21 protein-coding genes are annotated in these 22,918 nt (G+C 36.4%); 15 read left to right on the top strand and 6 right to left on the bottom strand.

All coding sequences use genetic code 11. The features are described from left to right. Positions 1-15 precede the first annotated feature (15 nt). On the bottom strand, positions 16-1,323 hold the full coding sequence (locus ABVM52_RS00770) for a DEAD/DEAH box helicase (RefSeq protein WP_405382738.1): 1,308 nt from the start codon (positions 1,321-1,323) through the stop codon (positions 16-18). A gap of 522 nt (positions 1,324-1,845) precedes the next feature. On the opposite strand from ABVM52_RS00770, the gene ABVM52_RS00765 reads away from it, so the two are divergent. Then, positions 1,846-2,082, top strand: coding sequence for a hypothetical protein (locus tag ABVM52_RS00765; RefSeq protein ID WP_405382736.1), 237 nt, complete (start codon positions 1,846-1,848; stop codon positions 2,080-2,082). A gap of 173 nt (positions 2,083-2,255) precedes the next feature. Here the strand turns inward: ABVM52_RS00765 and ABVM52_RS00760 are convergent, their stop codons facing one another. The 3 genes from ABVM52_RS00760 to ABVM52_RS00750 form a co-directional block, all read right to left on the bottom strand. Then, on the bottom strand, positions 2,256-3,806 hold the full coding sequence (locus ABVM52_RS00760) for an NAD(P)/FAD-dependent oxidoreductase (protein ID WP_405382734.1): 1,551 nt from the start codon (positions 3,804-3,806) through the stop codon (positions 2,256-2,258). Between the two features lie 102 nt (positions 3,807-3,908). After that, a complete protein-coding gene (locus ABVM52_RS00755; protein ID WP_405382732.1) occupies positions 3,909-5,381 on the bottom strand; it encodes a potassium/proton antiporter in 1,473 nt (490 codons plus the stop codon). A gap of 116 nt (positions 5,382-5,497) precedes the next feature. Then, positions 5,498-6,265: a glycosyltransferase family 2 protein gene (locus tag ABVM52_RS00750; RefSeq protein WP_405382730.1), complete on the bottom strand. Its 768-nt coding sequence runs from the start codon at positions 6,263-6,265 to the stop codon at positions 5,498-5,500. Positions 6,266-6,622: 357 nt separating this feature from the next. Here ABVM52_RS00750 and ABVM52_RS00745 point away from each other — a divergent pair, with 357 nt between their 5' ends. Both ABVM52_RS00745 and ABVM52_RS00740 read left to right on the top strand, forming a co-directional pair. After that, positions 6,623-7,099: an Hsp20/alpha crystallin family protein gene (locus ABVM52_RS00745; protein WP_405382728.1), complete on the top strand. Its 477-nt coding sequence runs from the start codon at positions 6,623-6,625 to the stop codon at positions 7,097-7,099. Positions 7,100-7,179: 80 nt separating this feature from the next. Further along, a complete protein-coding gene (locus ABVM52_RS00740; protein ID WP_405382726.1) occupies positions 7,180-7,446 on the top strand; it encodes a hypothetical protein in 267 nt (88 codons plus the stop codon). Between the two features lie 112 nt (positions 7,447-7,558). Here ABVM52_RS00740 and ABVM52_RS00735 read toward each other — a convergent pair whose 3' ends face one another. Next, positions 7,559-8,428, bottom strand: a complete 870-nt coding sequence (locus ABVM52_RS00735; protein WP_405382724.1) for an AraC family transcriptional regulator — start codon at positions 8,426-8,428, stop codon at positions 7,559-7,561. A 160-nt stretch (positions 8,429-8,588) separates the two neighbouring features. On the opposite strand from ABVM52_RS00735, the gene ABVM52_RS00730 reads away from it, so the two are divergent. The 9 genes from ABVM52_RS00730 (at position 8,589) to ABVM52_RS00690 (ending at position 18,257) form a co-directional block, all read left to right on the top strand. Then, positions 8,589-12,080, top strand: coding sequence for a PVC-type heme-binding CxxCH protein (locus tag ABVM52_RS00730; protein ID WP_405382722.1), 3,492 nt, complete (start codon positions 8,589-8,591; stop codon positions 12,078-12,080). Between the two features lie 22 nt (positions 12,081-12,102). Then, a complete protein-coding gene (locus tag ABVM52_RS00725; protein WP_405382720.1) occupies positions 12,103-12,963 on the top strand; it encodes a sugar phosphate isomerase/epimerase family protein in 861 nt (286 codons plus the stop codon). A gap of 10 nt (positions 12,964-12,973) precedes the next feature. Beyond that, a complete protein-coding gene (locus ABVM52_RS00720; protein ID WP_405382718.1) occupies positions 12,974-14,104 on the top strand; it encodes a Gfo/Idh/MocA family protein in 1,131 nt (376 codons plus the stop codon). Between the two features lie 215 nt (positions 14,105-14,319). Further along, positions 14,320-15,642 (top strand): 2TM domain-containing protein, encoded by a 1,323-nt coding sequence (locus ABVM52_RS00715; protein ID WP_405382716.1) that lies wholly within the window; start codon positions 14,320-14,322, stop codon positions 15,640-15,642. Between the two features lie 576 nt (positions 15,643-16,218). Further along, entirely contained in the window at positions 16,219-16,503 is a 285-nt protein-coding gene (locus ABVM52_RS00710) for a 2TM domain-containing protein (RefSeq protein ID WP_405382714.1), read from the top strand. 18 nt (positions 16,504-16,521) lie between these two features. Then, the gene (locus ABVM52_RS00705) at positions 16,522-16,812 is read left to right on the top strand and encodes a 2TM domain-containing protein (RefSeq protein WP_405382712.1); all 291 of its coding nucleotides are present in this window, start codon (positions 16,522-16,524) and stop codon (positions 16,810-16,812) included. After that, a complete protein-coding gene (locus ABVM52_RS00700) occupies positions 16,803-17,141 on the top strand; it encodes a 2TM domain-containing protein (RefSeq protein ID WP_405382710.1) in 339 nt (112 codons plus the stop codon). The genes ABVM52_RS00705 and ABVM52_RS00700 overlap by 10 nt, the downstream gene beginning before the upstream one ends. 1 nt (position 17,142) lies before the next feature. Beyond that, the gene (locus ABVM52_RS00695) at positions 17,143-17,496 is read left to right on the top strand and encodes a 2TM domain-containing protein (protein WP_405382708.1); all 354 of its coding nucleotides are present in this window, start codon (positions 17,143-17,145) and stop codon (positions 17,494-17,496) included. Continuing rightward, positions 17,493-18,257, top strand: coding sequence for a LytR/AlgR family response regulator transcription factor (locus ABVM52_RS00690; RefSeq protein WP_405382706.1), 765 nt, complete (start codon positions 17,493-17,495; stop codon positions 18,255-18,257). The genes ABVM52_RS00695 and ABVM52_RS00690 overlap by 4 nt, the downstream gene beginning before the upstream one ends. Positions 18,258-18,278: 21 nt before the next feature. Here ABVM52_RS00690 and ABVM52_RS00685 read toward each other — a convergent pair whose 3' ends face one another. Further along, positions 18,279-19,478 (bottom strand): LETM1-related biofilm-associated protein, encoded by a 1,200-nt coding sequence (locus ABVM52_RS00685; RefSeq protein ID WP_405382704.1) that lies wholly within the window; start codon positions 19,476-19,478, stop codon positions 18,279-18,281. A gap of 211 nt (positions 19,479-19,689) precedes the next feature. Between ABVM52_RS00685 and ABVM52_RS00680 the strand changes: the two genes are divergently transcribed. The 3 genes from ABVM52_RS00680 (at position 19,690) to ABVM52_RS00670 (ending at position 22,634) form a co-directional block, all read left to right on the top strand. Beyond that, the gene (locus tag ABVM52_RS00680) at positions 19,690-20,400 is read left to right on the top strand and encodes a DUF4331 family protein (protein WP_405382702.1); all 711 of its coding nucleotides are present in this window, start codon (positions 19,690-19,692) and stop codon (positions 20,398-20,400) included. Positions 20,401-20,422: 22 nt separating this feature from the next. Then, positions 20,423-21,223, top strand: a complete 801-nt coding sequence (locus ABVM52_RS00675) for a DUF4331 family protein (protein WP_405382700.1) — start codon at positions 20,423-20,425, stop codon at positions 21,221-21,223. Positions 21,224-21,350: 127 nt separating this feature from the next. Next, a complete protein-coding gene (locus tag ABVM52_RS00670) occupies positions 21,351-22,634 on the top strand; it encodes a tetratricopeptide repeat protein (RefSeq protein WP_405382698.1) in 1,284 nt (427 codons plus the stop codon). Positions 22,635-22,918 lie beyond the last annotated feature (284 nt).

Raw genomic sequence — 22,918 nt, 5'->3', positions numbered from 1 at the left:
AAATTCTAACAGAAGCTATTCGCTTCTATTAGAATCATTTCTTTTTTTAGGCCTGCTCGAATTTCTATTATTCTTACCTCTAAAGTTGTTGCCGCCAGGTCTATTTCTGTTTCTATTTTTATTACGAGAATTTCCTTGTTTTCTTTGTGGTTGAGAAGGTTGACTACCGGTATCTTCCGGAGTATCTTCATCTACAAATTGATGCTCTGGCATACGTGGTACCGACTGCTTTATTAGTTTTTCAATATCTCTTAGATACGGTCTTTCATCCCTATCACAGAAAGAAAGGGCAGTACCACTAGCATTTGCACGCCCTGTTCTACCAATACGGTGAACGTAGGTTTCAGATACATTTGGTAAATCGTAATTTACAACTAACGACAAGTCTTCAACATCAATACCCCTTGCGGCAATATCGGTAGCTACCAACACTTTTAGATTACCATCTTTAAAGGCACTTAATGCTTTTTGTCTTGCAGCTTGCGATTTATTACCGTGTATGGCTGCAGAACGAATACCGGCTTGGTCAAGTTTCTTTACGATTTTATTGGCACCATGCTTGGTTCTTGAGAATACAATTAAGGTGTTTTCGGGATTCTCCTTAATAAGGTGAATTAAAAGTTTAGGCTTATTTGCTTTGCTAACAAAATAAACTCCCTGTTCAACTTTTTCTGCTGTAGCTTGTTCTGGTTTAATGGTAACACGTTCAAAATCGCCCAACATTTTTCTTGAAAGCTCTACAATGTCTTTTGGCATAGTAGCCGAAAAGAACAATGATTGTCTTTTGGGAGGTAATTTTGCAATGATTTTTTTGATGTCATGTATAAAGCCCATATCCAACATCTGGTCAGCTTCATCAAGTACTACGTGCTCTAAATCCCTAAAAGAAATAAAACCCTGATTCATTAAATCTAATAAACGACCGGGTGTAGCTACTAATATATCTACGCCACCTCTTAGTGCGTTTACTTGTTTACCTTGCTTTACTCCGCCAAAAATCACTGTATTTCGTAATCCTGTATGTTTACCGTATGCTGTTAAGCTTTCACCAATTTGAATGGCCAGCTCACGGGTAGGTGTAACGATAAGGGCTTTTACTTTTCTTTTGGTCTGTCGTAAGCTAATACCCTCATACAACTGATGTAAAATAGGAATACCAAAGGCAGCTGTTTTACCAGTACCTGTTTGTGCCACTCCCAGAAGGTCTTTGCCTTGAAGTAAAATAGGAATGGATTGTTCTTGAATAGGAGTAGGGTGAGTATATCCTTCAGCCTCTAAAGCTTTTAGGATGGGTTCGGCTAGGCCGAGTTCTTTAAATGTCATAAAATTTTAATAAGACGCAAAGGTACGCTTTAATGTGGAAGGAAAGGTTAAGTTGGGTTAAAGTAGAAAGTAGAAAGTAGAAAGTACAAGGTATTAAGTAAGAAGTACAAAGTAGTACGAAGTAAGAAGTTAGAAAATAGAATAAAGAGAATAGATTTTTTTGATTAGTTCCTAATCAATCGTATTTAGCTTCGCTAAATTTTATTGTTTCCAACAACCAAGCGAAGCCTCCGGTCCCTGAGCGTAGCCGAAGGGAACCAACAACCAACAACTAACAACTAATTCTAAACTTGATTTGATTTTTGAGTTTGCGCTTGTATTTGAACTTGTTTTTAAAACATCGTTTGTCGATTAACGACATCAATTATCGGTAAGGTGATTTTGGGGAGTGTGCCGTTTATCGGCAACAAATTACACTTTGTCCATAACTGGGTAAACTAACGAGAATTTAGTGTTTTTCAGCGATTCATCACCTAGCAAAACAAGGTCTTCTGCGTTCTATAAGTGTAACAAACGCAAGTCATGAAAACAATAGTAACAATCATCTTCATTATCTTTTTAAGCTTCACTGCTCAAGCGCAGAACACAATTAACGATGTTAAGGTTGACACCATTGAAATGAGCATAGTAAAAGAGGTTACTATAAAAGAAACCAGTAATCAAAAAATGGAAGTGGCACGTTTGTACAAGTATAAAAATTCAAAAATCAAAAAAGCCCTAAACTTTATTACAAAAGCTAACAAGCCTAAGATGGCGTAATTGAAGTAGTTAGTATTAAGTGCAAAGTACAAAGTACAAAGTATAAAGTAGTACGAAGTAAGAAGTTAGAAAATAGAATAAAGAGAATAGACTCTTTTTTGATTAGTGCCTAATCAGTTGTATTTAGCTTCGCTAAATTTTTTTGTTTCCAACAACCAACAACCAACAACCAATTAAAGCCCTGCCATAGCAGCTTCGGCACAACGTTCTCCGTCCATTGCGGCAGAAACGATTCCGCCAGCATAACCACCGCCTTCACCACATGGGAAAAGACCTTTGATCACAGGGTGCTCCAATTTTTCGTTTCGTGGAATACTTACGGGAGATGAGGTTCTAGATTCTACGCCCACAATATTTGCTTCGGCAGTATAGTAACCATGCATTTTATCGCCGAAAGCTTTAAACCCTTGGCGTAATCTGCTTCCTATCAATTTTGGTAATAATGAATGCAAAGGTGCAGAATTAAGACCTGGTTGGTATGACGTTGGATTTAAGTCTGAAGAAAGATTTCCTTCTACAAAATCCGTCAATCGTTGGGCAGGGGCAGTTTGTGTTCTTCCGCCGGAAGTAAAAGCCAATCGTTCCAAATTCTTCTGATATTCCAGCCCTTTTAAGGCCCCAAATTTATCGTACTTCGGGATGTCTTTATCTACGTTAATTTCAACCACGATTCCCGAATTGGCATACAGGTTATTTCGTTTTGATGGCGACATTCCGTTTACCACAACCTCACCCGGTGAAGTTGCAGCGGGAACGATGAATCCGCCAGGGCACATACAAAAAGAATACACGCCACGGTCTTTTACTTGTTCTACCAAGCTATATGAGGCTGCCGGTAGTAATTCGCTACGTTCTCCGGAACAATGATATTGAATACTATCTATAATATGCTGCGGATGTTCAACACGCACGCCCATGGCAAATGACTTCGCTTCAAGAGCAATATCTTTTTTATGCAGTAAATCGAAAATATCACGAGCGGAATGTCCCGTTGCCAAAATCACACGTTCCACAGCCATTTCATCGGTATCATTTAAAATAATCGCTTTCAAAATGTTGTTCTTAATAACGAAATCCGTCACCTTGGTATTAAAATGAATTTCACCACCGTGATTCTGAATGACCTCACGAATATTCTGTACAATTTTAGGCAGTTTGTTTGTTCCAATATGCGGATGCGCATCTATCAAAATTTGGTCTGTAGCGCCGTGGTATACCAAGCTTTCAAAAATGCGACGAACATCGCCACGTTTAAGGCTACGGGTATATAACTTTCCGTCAGAATACGTGCCGGCACCACCTTCACCAAAGCAATAATTACTTTCTGGGTTTACTTGATGGTCTTGGTTTATGGCTTTTAAATCTCTTCTACGGTCTTTAACATTACTACCGCGTTCTAAAACAATGGGTTTATATCCCATTTCTAAACAGCGTAGCGCAGCCCACATACCTGCAGGTCCGAATCCTACAATATGAATCGGTTTAGCTTTTGATACATCTTTATATTCAAAATGCAAAGTATCGTTAGGGGCAGGTTCATTAATGTATACAGCCAATTTGTAATTGAACACAATTTTTGGCTTTCGTGCATCAATAGATTTGCGCATTACTTTAATGGTAAAAGTGCCTTCCTCCAAACCTAGGTATTTGGCCGTACGTATTTCTAGACCATTAGGTGTAGCTTCTTCCTTTAACGTTAATCGTAACTGTACATTTCTGACCATGCGGCAAAATTAAATGAAATAAAGCGATCCCATTTCATTAACCGTTAATTCCTTTTTTAAATTGTTCCTAGAAAGTTTTAGAATAGTAGTAACTTTTGGAAATTAGGCAACAATGCCTTGGTCTAGAATTGCATTGACTTCTGTTAAGCTATCCTCATTATCCAGTAACAAGACTAAAATGTCGTTGGCTTTAATAACGGTAGCACCACCGGGCCGTACAAATTTATTGTCTCGTTTAATCATGACAATAAAGGCCGATTTTGGAAAATGCAAATCTATAATACGCTTATCCACCGCAAAACTATGTTCTGGAATAGTGACCTCTTCCATTTCAGATTTGGGTAGATTTAAAATGTATCGGTCATTCTCGGTAATAGGTTTAATTTCTTCCGGTAGGGCCACATGTAACCATTTTGCAAAAACGGATAGGGTAGTACCTTGTATCAATACAGAGGTCACCGAAATAAAAAATACAATATTAAAAATCATATTAGCCTTATCTATGTCCGCCAATAAAGGATAGGTGGCAAATACGATAGGTACAGCTCCACGCAATCCAACCCAAGAGATATAGAAACGTCTTCGCATTTTCATCTTAAAGAAAATCAAGCTAAGAAAAACACTAACGGGGCGTGCCACTAAAATCAAGAAAACAGAAATTAAGATACCTACGCCCATATACGGGATAATTTCTGATGGAAAGACCAAAAGTCCTAAAGTAAGGAACAGAACAATTTGCATGAGCCAAGCCAAACCATCAAACATTTTAATGATGGTAGATTTATGGATCAAATCTTGATTTCCCAAATACACGGCACAAATATAAATGGCCAGGAAACCATTACCGCCAACGGCGTTTGTTGCAGAAAAGGTAATGAACATGAGTGCTATCACCAAAACAGGATAAAGTCCTTCAAAACCAAGTTTTATTTTGTTGATTATAATCTCACTTATTTTACCAAATGCAAAGCCGCCAATGCCGCCCAATACCATTTGTTGTAGAAATAAGGGTATAATGGAAAACACGCTTAAATCTTGATTGATGACCAAGGTTAAGAAAGCTAGGGTAAGCACGTAGGCCATTGGGTCGTTACTACCACTTTCCAATTCAAGTGTAGGTCTTAAATTGTTTTTAAGGGCTAAATTTTTAGACCTCAAAATAGAAAATACCGCGGCTGCATCTGTAGAAGATACAATAGAGCCCAATAACATGCTTTCATAAATGGTGAAATCCGTTATATAATACACAAAAGCACCAAGGGTAACAGCGGTGAGCAGTACACCAAGGGTAGAAAGCACTAAACCTTCTTTTAAAATAGGTTTTACGGCCTTCCAATGGGTGTCTAGTCCACCGGAAAATAATATAAAGTTTAAAGAAACAATACCAATAAATTGTGCCAGACCCGGGTCGTTAAAACGTATACCGCCAATACCATCCGATCCTGCCAACATACCAATGGCAAGGAAAAGAATAAGGGTTGGCACCCCAAATTTGTACGAAGTTTTACCCACTATAATACTTATAAAAAGTAATAGTGAGCCCACCAATAATATATTTTCAATGGTTAAGTTCATACGTTACTGATGCCAATTTTATACCTACAAATTTACTGTAATGATTGTATAAAGCTATTTTATACGAGGTTTTGTTCAAGAATTATTTGACCTATACACACGGAGCGTTGCAACCTTTATTCTTTCCAATTTTCAATGAGTTCTAAAACTTGGTAATACGCTGCATATTGAGCTTTAATTTTACTATCAGTGCGGCGCTCTGGAAAGTAATTTCCTTGGGAGATGTCAATTTTTTTAATGTTCATTCTTAGTTTGTGGGCCAGTAAAGGCAGTAAAAAGTCCAAGCCCCACCTTAGGTTATAAGATGTTACAATCTTGAGTGCTAACAACGTTTTTATAGCCGACTTGCTAAAAAAAAGTACCCCAGATGAAACCGGGTTATAATTTAAATCCCTAAAATGTTTACTAAGATATGTTGTCATTTTCTGTTGCTGGGAAACTTCAAGGGTAGACATGGTACTTTTGTCCGTAATATATCGTTCACCAATGATCACTTGAATTTTATCAACAGTATTCATTTGTAGTTCACTTAGAAAAAGCCTTAAAATTTTATCATGTGGAACATCGGCATCCATATCACTTTTAATAATATAATCGGCATTTGTATGTAATGCAGCCTCTAATAGAATTTTGGTCGATTCTACAATGCCCATATTGGATGGGTTCTGTAAAATTTGAATCGTTAAAGGGAAGTTTGGGGCCAATTGATTTAAAATAAACAGGGAGTTATCCGTACTGGAATCATCCAATACTAGGATATTAAAAAAATAGTCAGTGTAGTCCAGAATATTAGAAAAAATCTTTTCTAAAGTATGCCTAATATGGTCCTCTTCGTTGAAGCAAGGAATAATAATGGTTATATATACAGGTTTTTTTGAGTTCATTAAAAGAATTGTGGCCTTTGTGGATTATAGTAGTTTTAACCTTTCAATAAAATAGAATAAGGCCTTTATCTTATAAATGTATGGTCTTAAATTTAAATAACTTGATTAATTTTTTATCAAGTGAACGGGAATAAGTAGAGCCCCATATTTCTACCTAAAATATGTCATTTAAAAATGCCAATCTGACATTTTTAAAAACAGAAAATTTGACAATAGCTCTGATAATTTGACAGCGTTTTTTAAATAGTATTCTGATAGTGTATTGAAACCAAGGTTTGGTATTTTTTTTGCAATAAGAATATTGAAATCATTATGATTTCAAATTTGAAATAATGTTTAACTTAAAATTTTGTAATTATGAGCAATTTAGTAACTGTTCCTAAAAACGGAAGTTTAACAAACACTAATTCAAATGTAAACTTCCCGCTATGGTCTAATTGGATCGATGATCTATTTAATAGGGATTTACCCTCGGTATTTACTTCTAATTTTAATACCGGTATAACCTTACCTAAGGTAAATATTAAAGAAACTGCAGATGCCTTTATGGTGGAAATGGCTGTGCCAGGTCTAAAAAAATCTGACTTTCATATAGATTTAGATAACCAAGTTCTCTCCATTTCTACAGATACAAAAGAAGATAAGGAAGAGAATAACGCTAATTATACCCGTAGGGAATTTGGATATGCTTCCTTTAAAAGGTCGTTTACCTTGCCCGAAACTGTAGATGATGATAAAATCAATGCAAATTATAAGGAGGGTATCTTAAGCATTCTTTTACCAAAAAAAGAAGAAGCAAAGCAAAAACCTGCAAGAAATATTCAAATTTCTTAAGTACAATTTAATTAGTGGTATAATAGGAGGCCATTTGGCCTCCTTACTACCAAAATGTTTAATCATTAAAAGGTAGTAAGATGACTAGAAAATTTAAACCAGGTGATTGGGTAAAGTCTAAAGGGTTGCTCAACGCCCCTAAAATGCAAGTATTAAAATATATTTCTAAAAAGGACGGTTTATTTGGAGTGGTACAAAATCATAGTTATGTAGAATGTATTTGGTATGAAAATGGCGAACGTAAATCAGATATTTTTCATCAGAATAAGCTTGTATTTACTACAACTACCGGTGGCTTGTTCGTAAGTTCGCAAACAAAACCTAAAACATTCTTTCCAAAAACATAGGCTTTTGTTTTATGATTGGTAGGTAAGTAGTAAAAATTCTTTTAAGTGCGGTTATAGACTCTCAGAATGGTTAGTTAATTTTAAAAAGGAATACGGTTAAACTATAAATTTCTTAGTAAACCTCATATTCCTTTTTATACGCTAGGGGAGTGCGTTGGGTTATAGCTTTAAACTGTTTATTGAAATTGGATAAGGTAGAAAACCCACTTTCATAACAGGCTTGCGATACATTCATTTTTTGTTCTATAAGTAATTTGCACGCATGGCCTATACGTATTTCGCTCACAAATTCTGAAAATGATTTATTGGCATGCAGTTTAAAATATCTACTAAAAGAGGTAGGCGTCATATTGGTTAGTTGAGCCAATTCATGCAGGGTCATTTTACGTTTAAAATTATTCATTACAAAGGCATAGACATTGAACATACGCTGTGTATCGGCTTCCCGTAATGAATTGGTATAACCTGGGCTCGCAAGAATAGTATATTCTTTGGTTTGGCTTATAAAATCTAAAATTTTTAAAAGGTGCAGAATTCCTTCAAAACCATCTTTGTCCAAAAGCGCTAACATTAGCTTTTGTAATGTAATTGCCGTAGCGGCGGTAAATTCCATTCCTCTAAGACTTTTGTGAAAGACCTGTCTTAATCGTATGGCTTCATCGGTTTTCAATAAGTTTTCCCCTAAAAAGTTTTCATGGAAATAAATGACTACCCCCTTGGACCATGCAATGTTTTTTTCCTGTTCGTGAATATGTTCACTACGCCACATATGGGGTAGGTTAGGTCCGGTCAGGGTAATATCGCCCGCTTTATAAGATTTAACACTATCGCCAATAAACCTAGTGCCACTACCTTCTAAAACCAAAAACAGCTGGTATTCTGAATGAAAATGCCAATGGGGGTCAAAAACAGGTTCGTTCAACCTCCTTGCCAAATAGGCCTTGGTTTCTGGAATAGGGGATTTTTGAAGGGCAGATTTCATGTAGCAATAATTATCTAAATAAGTATAATTGCATACTAATTTATCAATAAAATGTTCATTTATAAAATGTAATGATAAAATACAGTCAGTATGTGGTAAATAAGAGTGATTTCTACGATACAATTTTACGTAATATTGAGACAACAAAATATCGCTCCCTATGAAAACCAATTACCAATTATTCAAAATTGTCCTAATACTTTTGTTTTTTGCGGCATGTTCGCCAACTCAAAAGAAATATGAGGACAACGCTCCACGCAGGATAGAACTTTTATTTCTAGGACATGAGTTGGAGCATCATAATTCAAGTGAATATTTTCCCATTTTGGCATCGGCCTTAACTAAGGATGGTATCAATATTACCTATACGGAAAAACCATCTGACCTAAACGCGGAAAACCTTTCTAAATATGACGGGTTAATTATCTACGCCAATCACGAAGAAATAAGTAAAGCCCAAGAAAATGCCTTACTAAATTTTGTCAAAGCGGGTAATGCATTTATTCCCATCCATTCCGCCAGTTTCTGTTTCAAGAATTCTCCGGAATATATCAATTTGGTAGGGGCGCAATTTAAAAGTCATGAGACAGGGACATTTATAGCGGAAATAACGGATAAACAACATCCTATTACAAAAGATTTAGCACCTTTTGAAACTTGGGACGAAACGTATGTTCATGATAAAATAGCCGATGACATCACGGTATTGATGGAACGGGTCGAAGAGGGGCATAGAGAGCCTTGGACATGGGTAAAACAGGTAGGAGAAGGCAAGGTATTTTATACGGCCTATGGACATGATGAACGCTCATGGCAAAACAAAGGATTTCATGAATTGGTAAAGGCAGGTATACTTTGGGCGGTAGATGATAAAGTAAAAAAGAACTGGGAAGGTTTTATGAAAGATATGCCAACCTTGACCTATGAGGAACGCGCAAACATTCCTAATTATGAAAAACGTGATCCTGCACCTAAATATCAATTACCATTATCTCCGGAGGAATCAAAAAAATTCATACAAGTACCTGCTGGTTTTGATATAGAGTTATTTGCATCTGAGCCAGATATTATTAACCCAATTGCAATGAATTGGGACGAAAAAGGTAGACTGTGGGTCATTGAAACCGTAGATTACCCCAATACGGTCAGAAATGATAATAGTGAGGGAGATGACAAAGTAAAAATTTTAGAAGATACCAATGGTGATGGTAAGGCAGATAAGGTTACTGTCTTTGCGGATAAATTAAATATACCAACAAGCTTTACATTTTATAATGGTGGCATAGTAGTTTCTCAGGCACCACATTTTATTTTTCTAAAGGATACAGATGGTGATGATAAAGCGGATGTAAAAGAAGTGCTTATTGATGGTTGGGGTATCTACGATACTCATGCCGGACCATCTAATCTACAATACGGAATTGATAACAATTTATATGGGGTTGTAGGTTACTCTGGGTTTAAAGGAAACATTTTTGGCGAGGAATATAAATTCGGTCAAAATGTATATAGGTTTCAGCCAGAAAAGAAGTTTTTTGAGGTATTGACCAATACAAGTAATAATACATGGGGCTTGGGCCTTACAGAGGACAATTCAATTTTTGCATCTACGGCTAATAATACCCATAGCGTATTTGTAGGAATTCCTAATGCTACCATGGAACATGTAGAAGGTATAGGTAAAGATGGTAGTGCAAAAATAGACGGTCATTATTTTATGCAACCCATAACCCCAAATGTTAGGCAGGTAGATGTCTTTGGCGGATTTACAGCGGCAGCCGGGCATCATTTCTATACCGCTAGGGAATATCCTAAAGAATACTGGAACCGTATAGCCTTTGTTTGTGAGCCCACCGGTGGGGTAGTGCATCAAGCTAGAATTGTAAAAAATGGTGCCGGCTATTTAGAAGAGGATGCCGGGAATCTTTTTGCCTCATCTGACGAGTGGAGTTCACCCGTAGATGCCAAAACAGGTCCGGATGGTGCAGTTTGGATAGCGGACTGGTATAATTTTATTATTCAACATAACCCAACGCCAAATACTAAAAGAGGTGGTTATGATGCTGAAAACGGAGATGGTAACGCATATGTTAATCCGTTACGTGATAAGGGACATGGAAGAATCTGGCGTATAGTGCCCAAACATGATTTTGAATATGAAGAACAGCAATTGTCAAAGGATGATCCAGATGCATTGCTTGAAGCATTGGAAAGCGATAACCAGTTCTGGAGATTAACGGCCCAGCGTTTGTTGGTAGAGAGAGGAGAGACCGATGTATTGAACGCACTTTATAAACTGGTGAACAATAAACAAATAGATGGGGAAGGTTTAAACAATGCGGCCATGCATGCCCTTTGGACCATTGATGGTCTAGATGCATTACAAACCGATAAAAACGCCCTAGGTGTTATTAAAGGGGCCTTATATCATAAAGCAGCTGCCGTACGTAAGGCGGCTATACAAATACTGCCAAAAAACGATGACACGGATGATGCTCTGTTTAAGGCCAATACCTTGAACGATCGTGATCCCAATGTTCAATTATCCGCGCTTATTTATTTTACGAGTAGACCATCATCACAAAAAGTGGGATCATTGCTAGTTGACCTTGGTAAAAATGAAGCTGTAATCAATGACCAATGGTTATTTAAAGCACTTTATGCTGCAGCGGCAAAACATGTAAGCGGTTATTTAAATGCATTTAACGAAGCAAATCCCGGGTTTGAGAAACCTAGTAACGAGGTTAGCGATTTTAGTTCGCCCACTTTTAATGATAGTGGCTGGGAGACCATGGAAATTCCTCAATATATAGAAGATGCAGGCTTGGATATAGATGGGGTAATATGGTTTAGAAAAGAAGTTAATGTTTCAGCTGCAATGGCCAAAAATGCAAGTATTCTTTCCTTAGGGCCAATTGATGATTCTGATATTACTTATGTTAATGGAGTTGAAGTAGGTGGTATGGCTTCCAGTTATGGTTCCAGTAGAACCTATGATATTCCTAAAGGAGTTTTAAAACCTGGGAAAAACACTATTGCTGTTAGGGTAGAGGATAATGGTGGTGAAGGTGGTATTTATGGCAATTATTGGCAGCTCTATGTTAAATCTGGTGATGAAGTGGTCAGAATCAATGGCCAATGGAAATACATGGTAGAAAAAAACAATACGGATCAGGTAGTAAAAACCTATTCCAATACGGATATTGCCATATTGTTGATGAAGTATTATGGCGAAACCGCTACTGATTCCATGAATAATGAGGAGGAAGATGTTAAAACCAAGATAGTGCAGATGAAGACCATTACCAACGAAATGAAATATGATGTGACCGAGTTTAGGGTAAAGGCCGGTGAGCATGTGTCTTTGGTTTTGGATAATCCGGATTTTATGCAACATAATCTTGTAATCACCAAACCTGGTAAAAAGGAAGTGGTTGGCAAGGCAGCGGATAAAATGGCCGCAGATCCTAATGCCGCACAGTTGAACTATGTACCTCAGGTCAGTGATGTGCTCTATGCAACGCCATTGTTAAATCCAGATGAAACCTATACGTTAAAATTCAAGGCTCCTACTACGCCGGGTGAGTATCCTTTCATTTGTACGTTTCCAGGGCATTGGAGAATAATGCAAGGGGTTATGATCGTTGAGTAAATATGGAGTAATACAATAATACATGAATAGTAAAATAACACTTGGGGTAAGTACTTGGTTGTGGCAGTCGCCTTTTACGACCCAATCAATTGCGTTATTTCCCAAAATAAAACAAATGGGTTTTGATCTAGTGGAAATTCCGTTGGAGAACCCTTCTTTAATAGATATTTCTCAAGTAAAGCAAGCCTTGAAGGATAATGGATTAAAGGCATCTGTTTGTGTTGTCTTCGGTGACGACAAGGATTTGACCGCAGATGACCCTAGTCTTTATGAAAATTGTTTTGAATTTGCCAAAACATGTTTTGAACATGCCAAGGCATTGGAAGTTGACTTTGTAGCCGGGCCGCTATATGCAGCTGTTGGTAAGGCCAGGTTGGCAACAGATGAGCAACGTAAATTAGAATGGGAAAGGTCAGTTACCAATTTAAGAAAACTTGCATCTATAGCTCAAGAGTATGACTTACAAATTGCATTGGAACCATTAAACCGGTTTGAGTCTGACCTAATAAATACTGCAGCCGATGTCATGCGTTTAATTGGTGATATTAATCATAACGCCGTTAAGGTGGCCTTGGATGGTTTTCATATGACCATAGAAGAGAAAAACATTCGTGACGCTATTAATACCGTAGGTGATAAACTAATACATGTACAAGTTTCCGAGAACCATAGGGGAATACCGGGCTCTGGACTTACCCCTTGGCAAGATTTTGCAGCGGGTTTAAAGGATGTCAATTATAACGGAGCATTGGTCATTGAAAGTTTTACTCCAGAAATAAAGGAGTTGGCCGCAGCGGTAAATATTTGGAAAAAATTAGCCGATGATCAGGATAGTTTTGCAAAAGAAGGATTAAAATTTTTAAAAGAAACGTTTAACGATTAAGTACAATATAATGAGCGAAAGGAAAATAAAAGTGGCCATAATAGGTCTTGGCTTTGGGGCAGAATTTATCCCTATTTACAAAAAGCATCCCAATGCAGAATTGGTAGCCGTTTGCCAACGAAATGAAGCGAAACTAAATGAGATTGCCAATGCATTTAATATCGATAAAAGATATACTTCTTATGAAGAGTTGTTAAAGGACGATGAAATAGACGCTGTACATATTAACACACCAATTCCCAACCATGGGGAGCAATCTATTATGGCTTTAAAGGCAGGTAAACATGTAGCCTGTACCGTACCCATGGCAACTACTGTTGAAGAATGTAAGCAAATAGTGGAACTGACCGAAGAAACGGGGCTTACCTATATGATGATGGAAACTGTGGTCTATGCTCGCGAATTTCTCTATATGAAAGAGCTGTATGATAATGGAGAATTAGGCAAGGCGCAGTTTTTAAAAGCAAGTCACCAACAGGATATGGACGGTTGGCCAAATTACTGGCCTGGTTTACCGCCAATGCATTATGCAACACATTGTGTTGGCCCGGTTTTAGGGCTTACAAGGGATGAAGCGGAATATGTGTCATGTTTTGGTTCAGGAACTATTCGTGAAGAGCTTATAAAGGAATATAACTCTCCGTATGCGGTAGAAACCACCCACATAAAGTTTAGAAATTCAGATTTGAGCGCACAGGTGTATCGCTCACTTTTTGATGTAGCCAGACAATACAGGGAGAGCATAGAGGTGTACGGTTCCAAAAAATCAGTAGAATGGCCGTTGATAGAAGGTAAGCCTTTAGTGGTCCATACCGCTAAAAAACCTGAGCCGGAAATTCCAGAAGAAATTGATAGTCCGGATTTTGCAAAATTGTTGCCTAAGGAAATTCAGTCGTTTACTACCCAAGGTGTTTATGATGAAGATGATAATCAGCATTTGTCATTTACCCAAGGTGCGGGGCACGGTGGCTCACATCCACATTTAGTACACGCTTTTGTAGATAGTTTAATACAAGGAACATCGCCATACCCAAATGCAAGACAATCTGCCAACATAACCTGTGTCGGTATTTTGTCTCATGAATCTGCAATGAAAGGTGGTGAAATCATTAAACTACCTAGTTTTACCTTTACAAGTTAATACAACCAAACAACCAAGCAACCAACCCTAATTACAGTTCGGAGGTCATTTTTGACATTTCGGACTGTAATTTTTTTTGTTTTTATAAAAGGATTGCACTTTTAAAGTTGCTATTATAATCCAAGACTAGAAATCAGGTTTAAAAACAAATACCTATTTTTAAAATGTTTGGGAGAGGTAGACTGCATTAAGCATAATCTTAATTGATAAAGGGAATGGGTAATTTTTTAAAAGTGTTGAAAATAGGGATAATCTTAACCCTTATCATTGTAATCATTAATCTACTATTTGCTGATTGGAACCATATAACCTTGTTTGGGGAAATGCAGTTTGCAGGAATCACTTTTCTTTATTCATTTGTTCTCACTTTTGTAAATGCTTATTACAACCAATACATTTCTACAATATATAGCTGGGAAAAGAGTACTCAAAAGCGTTTGTGGTATGGTGCATTAGGTTCTATTCTGTTGACCATAATTGCATTTGCTTTATTAAGATGGTTTATACAAGTAGTTATTTTTGGGACGGATTTTAGCAAATTTCTGGCAAATGAAAGTCCAATGCATTATGTAATGATTTTGGTGATTACCCTTATCATTTCACTCTTTTTACATGCTTTTTACTTTTATAAGGCGCTGCAAGATACTAAGGTAAAGGAACAAAAGATTATTGCAGGGTCGGCATCAGCAAAATTCGATGCCCTTAAAAATCAATTGGACCCCCATTTTTTATTCAATAGTTTAAATGTATTGACCAGTTTAATAGAGGAAGACCCCGATCAGGCTCAAAAATTTACAACTTCCTTATCTAAAGTCTATAGATATGTTTTGGAGCAGAAAAGTAAAAACCTCATATCAGTAGATGAGGAACTAAAATTTGCAAGAACCTATGTGCGTTTGTTAAAAATGCGTTTTGAAGACAGTATCATTTTTGAAATTCCAGAAAAGGCGTTAAACCCCGAAGCTAAAATAGTTCCATTATCACTTCAGTTACTTTTAGAAAATGCGGTGAAACACAATATTGTAACTTCTGCAAAACCCCTTCATATCAAAATTTATGAGGAGGGTAACTATTTGTATGTAAGCAACAATCTACAGGAAAAACAGGTAGTAAAAAAGAGTAGTGGGGTAGGGTTACAAAATATTAGACAGCGGTATGCCATACTTACAAAAGAAGAAATGCAAATCTTTAAAAACGATATAGAGTTTAAGGTAAGACTCCCCATGTTGACTAATGAAGTTGCCTTTAAGGAAACTCAAGAAACGTTTATAAGTAGCAAACGGTATGAAAAGGCAAAAGAGCGTGTAGAGTTAATTAAAGGGTTTTATGGTAACCTAATTTCTTATTGTATTGTTATTCCATTTTTGGCCTATATAAATTACAGGACAACGAGCTTTGTTTGGGTCATATTTCCTATGATTGGTTGGGGTATTGGTTTAGTGGGGCACGGTTTAAAGGCGTATGGGTATAATCCTTTGTTTGGTAGAAATTGGGAAGCTAGAAAAATAAAACAGTATATGGAAGATGAAAATTTCTGATTATTTAAAGGAAGCTTACTAATAGAAAATTAAATTTTGAATACAACATAGTGTGCTCTGCTGGTTGGCATCAGCTTCTAGAGATATAATTGATTATATTGATGAAGTAGATATCGTTGCAAGTAATGAATTACCATAAACGGCTAGCATTATTCCATAAAATGGTAGGTATCAGTTTTATTGCTGTTACAAAATAAAAAGAATATTTATTAAAAGGTATTTCTGTTATATGGATGAATCATCTCTAGAATCCATCCATATGAAAATTGTCTTAAAAAACTGATTTAAGGAAAATTTCGCTTTGCTACCCTTACAGAATTGAATGTATTAGAAACAGAAACTAAACCCATAATTGCTCCAAAATATCATTTATAGCCTGCAGCGACCGTAGCTCAACAAATACAAAGTACCAAGAAAGCAAATGGTTTATAGAGTATGACCAAGAGTATTTAGCACAGATACTACAGTTCAGTCATAAAAAATTACAACTGGGTAGTTCTATTTTTAAAAAACAGTGCTAACTACCGAAATTTGAAGTATAGAAATTAACCAATATTAATTTTAAAAACTTTGAAGATGGAAACAAAATTTACAAACGACCAAAATTATAAATATCAAAAAGCAAAAGAAAAGGTAGAGGCAATTAAGGGTTTTTATGGTAATCTCTTGGCATACTGCATTGTAATACCGGTGCTTGTTTACATTAACTATAGGACCACAGAATTTCCTTGGGCCATATTTCCTGCTCTAGGATGGGGAACAGGGTTAGTAATTAATGGTTTGTGCGCTTACGGTTATAATCCCATATTTGGTAAGAAGTGGGAAGAGAAAAAGATCAAAGAATTTATGCAAGAATCGTAATCTAAAAAACTATAGATCATGGACAATGTAAAATTACAAAGAGCAAAAGAACGGGTAGAAGAAATTAAGACCTTTTATTCAAAGGTGACGTCGGCCATAGTTACGATCATTATCGTTGCCGCAATAAACTATTATCTAAATGAGTGGCGCTATGCTTGGTTTCTTTGGGTGGTTTTTGGGCTAAGCATTAGCCTATTTTTAAAGGCAATTAAAATATATAACTTTAATCCTTTCTTGGGGCGTGATTGGGAAGAAAGAAAAATGAAGGAATTTTTAAATCAAGAAGAAAATAAACAGCGATGGAATTAAACGAATTTGAACAGAACGATAAATTAATAAGGGCTCGTAATAAGGTAAAAGAGCTAAAAGGATTTTATATACACTTAATTGTCTATATATTAGTAAACGCATTTATTGCTACAACGGTAACGGTAGCTAGAATGAGTGGAGGTGAATCATTTACAGAAGCATTTTTTAACGTAGGTACACTATCAACTCCAATATTTTGGGGTATAGGCTTGGCGTTTCATGCCGCAAAAGTGTATGGTTTTAGCGTTTTCTTTTCAAAAGATTGGGAAGAGCGACAAATACGGAAATACGTAGAAAAAGATAAACAAGACGCCGATAGGTATTTGTAGAATGAGTACTGGAACAACAATAACACAGGACTTGATAGCGGCTAGAAAGCGCGTGGCACGGATAAAGGATTTTTATCAACACCTTAAACTGTTTAGTATAACGACCATAATGGTATTCATTATAAAAGCCGATATTTTTAAATGGTTTTTGAACAGTGCTGCCATAGAACCAGGTTTTAAGGAATGGATAGCATGGAATATGTTGAGCATACCTATAATTTGGTCAGTAATCCTTCTAATTCATGGTTTGGTGGTCTTTAAGGTCAAAATCATTAATTGGAAAAAGTTAAAACCAAAAGCTTTAAGAGATTGGGAGCAAGCTAAAATCAACCAAATACTACAAGACGAGTTATGAAAACCATAATCATAGAAGATGAAAAACCTGCTGCACGTAGGTTAAGCAGAATGTTAGAAGATTTAGATGTAAACGTCTCTATGATGTTACATTCCGTTGAAGAAGCCATAGAATGGTTTCAGAACAACGAGCACCCAGATTTAATATTTTTGGATATTCAGCTTTCTGATGGGCTCTCTTTTGAAATTTTTGATGTTATAGAGGTGCACAGTGCCATTATATTTACTACGGCTTTTGATGAATATGCCTTGCAAGCCTTTAAATTGAACAGTATTGATTATATACTTAAACCTATTGATGATGAGGATTTGGAACAAGCGGTGAACAAATACCGCATCCGGTTCAAAACAGCGGTGGAACCCAATACCCTGGCCTTAAATTTTGAGGATATAAAAAAGCTTCTGGTCAACCCGTTAGAAAGGGAATACAAAAAAAGGTTTACGGCCAAGGTAGGTCAGCATTTAAAAATAATCAATGCCGAAGATGTAGAAAGTTTTTTTAGTGAAAATAAAGGAACGTACGCGGCAACCAAAGATGGTCGTAATTATTTATTGGATACTACCTTGGAGCAGTTAGAACAAGAATTGAAACCACAACAATTTTTTAGGGTCAGTCGTAAGTTCTTTGTCAACGTGGATTATATTAAAGATATCATCTCCTATACCAATTCTAGACTACAGATTAAACTCAACAATAACCCACAATTGGAAATTATAGTTAGCAGGGAAAAGGTCAAGGATTTTAAATTGTGGTTAGAATAACCTTAAATAAGGTGTTAGCACTTATTCTTTTTCCTCTTCTTCAATCCTGTTTTCATCAAAGGCAGAGGGGAGCAATTTAGGAATCAATTTTATAAAAATAGGCAGTAAGATAGCGCCACCGGGCAATATGAAAATAGCTAGGGAGGGTATGCTTTTAAAAATATCCAATAATTGGTTCTGTACTTTTCTTTTTTCGTCGTTGGTTAAGTCCCTCACCGTAGATTTGGACAACAACGCCACTAATTCTGCACTTTGTGAAAGCTCTTTTAGCAAACGTTTGCTATTTCTAAGAATCAATTTTTTTACAATTTTACCCATACTATCGTAAAATTGATGTGCCAGGTTTTTTTCTTTGAGGTAGTGAATGGTATCCATGTTAAGTTTAAAAAACTCCGTCACATGGGTAACAGATGCTATAATAATATCATCTGCAAGGCCCAAATCCTTACCTATCCCAAAAATAAAATCAGACTCCGTATAATCTAAGGAATGGTCTTCCCAAACTGTAAGGCAGGCCATATCCAACAAATAACGATTTTCCCATAGATCCTTATTTTTAAGTAATTGATCCCTGTAAGAACCATCAAATGTATGGCTGCCACATTCTATATAGGTCAATGAAGATGCAAGTAATTGAGATAACTTATTGTCCTTTCTTTGGGTTTCCCTGGAACTTAGAGCGTGGTAAGTAATATTTATGGCTAAATATTCAATTTCTTCGGCCTTTGTCTTTAAATCAATAGTATGGTTTAAATAGTGTTTAAAAAGCAGGACATCAATAAATAATAAGGAATTGGTAATTAAGTTGTTAAAGGTTTTACTGAAAATGTTGTCCTCTATATAAATACGGGAGGCCATCAGTTTTTCCAGTTTTGCGGAAGTCTTATTTCCACTAAGCAACTTATCAAAAAAACCGACCTTATTAATTTTTAAAATTTCATAAAATTTATAAACGTCATTGATAAAAGAAGCATAGTCAACGCTCTTTGTTTCTAGCTTATAGGTAAAATATAGGGCGTTCAGTAAATTTATTTTAGCTTTTTCGTCTTCTGATAAAGTATGTTCAGCTTGTATAAAATGGGGTATGCCCGCATTAAGACCATATACAAATCCATTTTTTCTTAAAGCTGCGTATAAGGTGTCAAAACAAGGATATGCGTTTTGGTGTTTTAGAACTACCGAGCCATATTTATCAATCCAGCCAGAGGCAGACGGGTTCATACAATCACATTTTAATATACAAAGTTAGATAAATATTATAAGGTACTTCATGCAAAGTAGGTTATTAAAAGTCTATTAAATTAAAAGTATGGGATTGGTATGTTCTAGATTTTAGGAAATTTTCTATCATATTTTAATTTTTTTTTAATAAAAATGAACCTTCGGTTTAATGTCTCGTAAATAAGGGTGATTCTAATCTAAAAATAAGATAATGAAAAAATCAAAATTATTTATGGGACTTGGGGCATTGGCCCTAGTTGGGGTTCTTCTAATTGCGGCAGATCATATTGATGCTCCCGGAGTAACCAACACAACGGCTGATATAGCTGACTTTTATGCGTTTGAACCTACAGAAGGTTCGGATAACACCGTGTTTGCGGTAGACTTACAAACTAGTGTACTGCCAGATTTGGCATATGGTACATTTGATGAAAATGTATTGATGGAAATCAATATAGACAGAACGGGAGATTTAGTAGAGGATTTGGTTATCCAAGCTATTCCAAGAGATGGTAAGATGTATTTCTTTGGTCCGGTAGCACCTAGCGAGACCGGGTTGAACGGTACCGTTATGGTAGATTCACCATTAGGTGCTGTGGATATTTCTGCAGAAACTGCAATTGTAGAGACTACGGCAGACGGCGTATCGCTTTTTGCAGGTCCTAGACAAGATGCATTTTTCTTTGATTTTTTTCAGTTTAACGAAGTAATTGGTGGAACGGCACCTTTAGGTTTTAAACCGGCCGGTGACCCAAATACAACTGATGATGACGATGATACCGCAGTAGATACTTTTGACGGTGCCAACACAATGTCCATCGTTATTGAAATTCCTAATAGTATGTTGGGCGAAACTTCTGCAGTAAATGTATTGCAGCTACCTGTTTACAAGACATGGGTAACTACCAATGTTAAACAATAATAACCTTATAAATAGTAATAAAATGAATTTTAAAAATATAAAATATACGTTTTTATCTCTTTGTGCAATAGTGGCTCTTGCCTCTTGTAGCGATGATGATGATAATACACAACCAGTGGTAGATACCCCAACTTGTGATGATGGAATAATGAACGGTGATGAAACCGGAGTAGATTGTGGAGGTTCTACATGTGAACCATGTGAAGATGCTATGGAGCCTATGGAACCAGATTTTTCAGGAACCTATGCTCAGGCAGATTTTATGGGAAGACCAGGTATCAATACCGTATTAAGTGCAGACGAGGCAACAAAGGAAATGCATAATGTTTCCATTCCTTCTGAAATGGAAGCTACATTTCAAGCCGCCTTTGAGGCAAGGTTAGAAGCTTATCATGATGTGTATGCCAATATTTTAGGTGCAGATCCAGAAGCGGTAAATTTTGAACCAAATATTTTAGGTGATATTCTAAACGGACCTACAGATGATGGGTATACCAATAATCCGGTAACGGCTACGGTATTGACAACGGTATTGGCCAACGACGTTCTTGAAGTGGCCCCTAACCTTCCTACTACGTATTTTAACGGTGGAAGCGGTGCTCCAAATTATGAAGGTGCAGTTGGTTTAACTGGAAGAACTCTTCAAGATGATGTTATCGATGTTTCTTTGATATTATTATTTGGTGGTGGTGACGGTGCAAGATTTAGTGGTCAGGATACCAATGATGACGGCATGGCAGATTTACCTAGGTTAACTTCAGACGGTGTTGGGCTTACCGCTACTGTAGATACGACTTTCCCATACTTGGGAGCTCCAGAATAAAAAGTTGCCTTCACCTTATTATTACAATATAATAAGACTGGCACAACCCTAATTGCTTATGAAAGAGAAGGGCAGGGGAGTTGAAAGGCTCCCCTTTTTTTAAACAATCCATATAAAACACAACCTAATGAAATTAGTAAGGCTTTTAATCATAACACTGTTAATATCCTCTTGTGGTACTAAAGAGAATACTGAAGGAGGAGTAGCACAAAAAAAAGATTATAATCAATATTTAGCGGTAGAGGAGATAAAAACAACCTCTAAATATTTTGATTTATGGAACAATAAAATTAGACCGGACAGTATGCAACTTACCAGCTTTGGGATAGTGGGCGGTGAGTATAACAGATATTTTCAGCAAACGGGAAATATTGAATTTCTTAAAAAAGCTGAGCAAAGTTTAAAAAGAGCCGTAGAGATTGCTGCTATTGGTAAAGCCGGTTACTACCGGTCCTTGGCAAGAAATTATATTTCACAACATCGGTTTAAGGAAGCGTTACGGTTAACAGATTCTTCTATGGCCATAAATGGCAGTAGGTTGGAAGGGCAACGTCTTTATTTTGATATTCATATGGAACTGGGTAATTACCAAACGGCAGAAAAATATTTGGATAGCATCAGGAACATGTCAGATTTTGGTTATTTGATACGCCTTGCCAAATGGAACGATTATAAGGGAGATTTGGATACTACCATAAAATTTATGGAAACGGCAAGTAAAAAAGCGGAGTCTGCTAAAAATACCGAGTTGATGTTATGGAGTTACACCAATTTGGCCGATTACTATGGGCATGCGGGGAGAATAAAAGATTCTTATGACCATTATTTAAAAGCATTGTCCATTGACAAAAATAACGCGTATGCTAAAAAAGGAATTGCTTGGATTCTTTTTTCAAATGATAATAACCCTAAAGAAGCCCTTAGAATATTGGATTCCGTTACCGAAACATACCTTGCACCGGACTATTTTTTATTGAAAGCGGAAATTGCGGATTATATGGGTAATGATTTAATACGTACAGAAAACTTGGATACCTACTTTAAATTGGTAGAAGATTCAGCGTATGGCGATATGTATAATGCGTATAACCTAGGATTGTATTTAGAAGAAACAGAACAACTGGACAAAGCATTGGAATTGGCAAAAAGGGAAGTAATGAACAGGCCAACACCAGAAGCATATAGTTGGTTGGCATTTAGTCATTTAAGAAATGGGGATAAGGAAAAGGCCTTAGAGATTATGAATGATCATGTCTATGGTAAAACTTTTGAACCTGCTTTATTATACCAAGCTGCAGAGGTATATAAGGCCAATGGAATAGTAGAGAACGTTAAGAGTATAAAAAAAGAATTAATAGGGGCATTGTATGAATTAGGACCCCAAATGGAAAAGCAGATCCATGATTTGTAATTAATTGCCCAATTATTTTCATTTCTGGTTTGTTTTAGGTTGGATTGTTTTTTTTCAGGGTCGTGATAAATTCACGGCCCTGTTATTTTTAGGTATTTCATCGAAAATTTAACAAATTTTAAGATTCGTTAGGATGAAATGCATATATTTATCGACCAAATACATTTAAAATGCCCCAGCATCTTAAATATGTTAACTAAAAGTAATCACTAAAAAAGTAATGTTATGGAATACCTACTCTTCACATTATGGATTAGCTTAATGATTTTATTGGTCGGAAAAAC

Origin of the sequence: Maribacter sp. LLG6340-A2 (assembly GCF_045057105.1) — a bacterium.
Classification (GTDB): domain Bacteria; phylum Bacteroidota; class Bacteroidia; order Flavobacteriales; family Flavobacteriaceae; genus Maribacter.
This window is presented reverse-complemented; position numbering and strand designations above follow the sequence as displayed.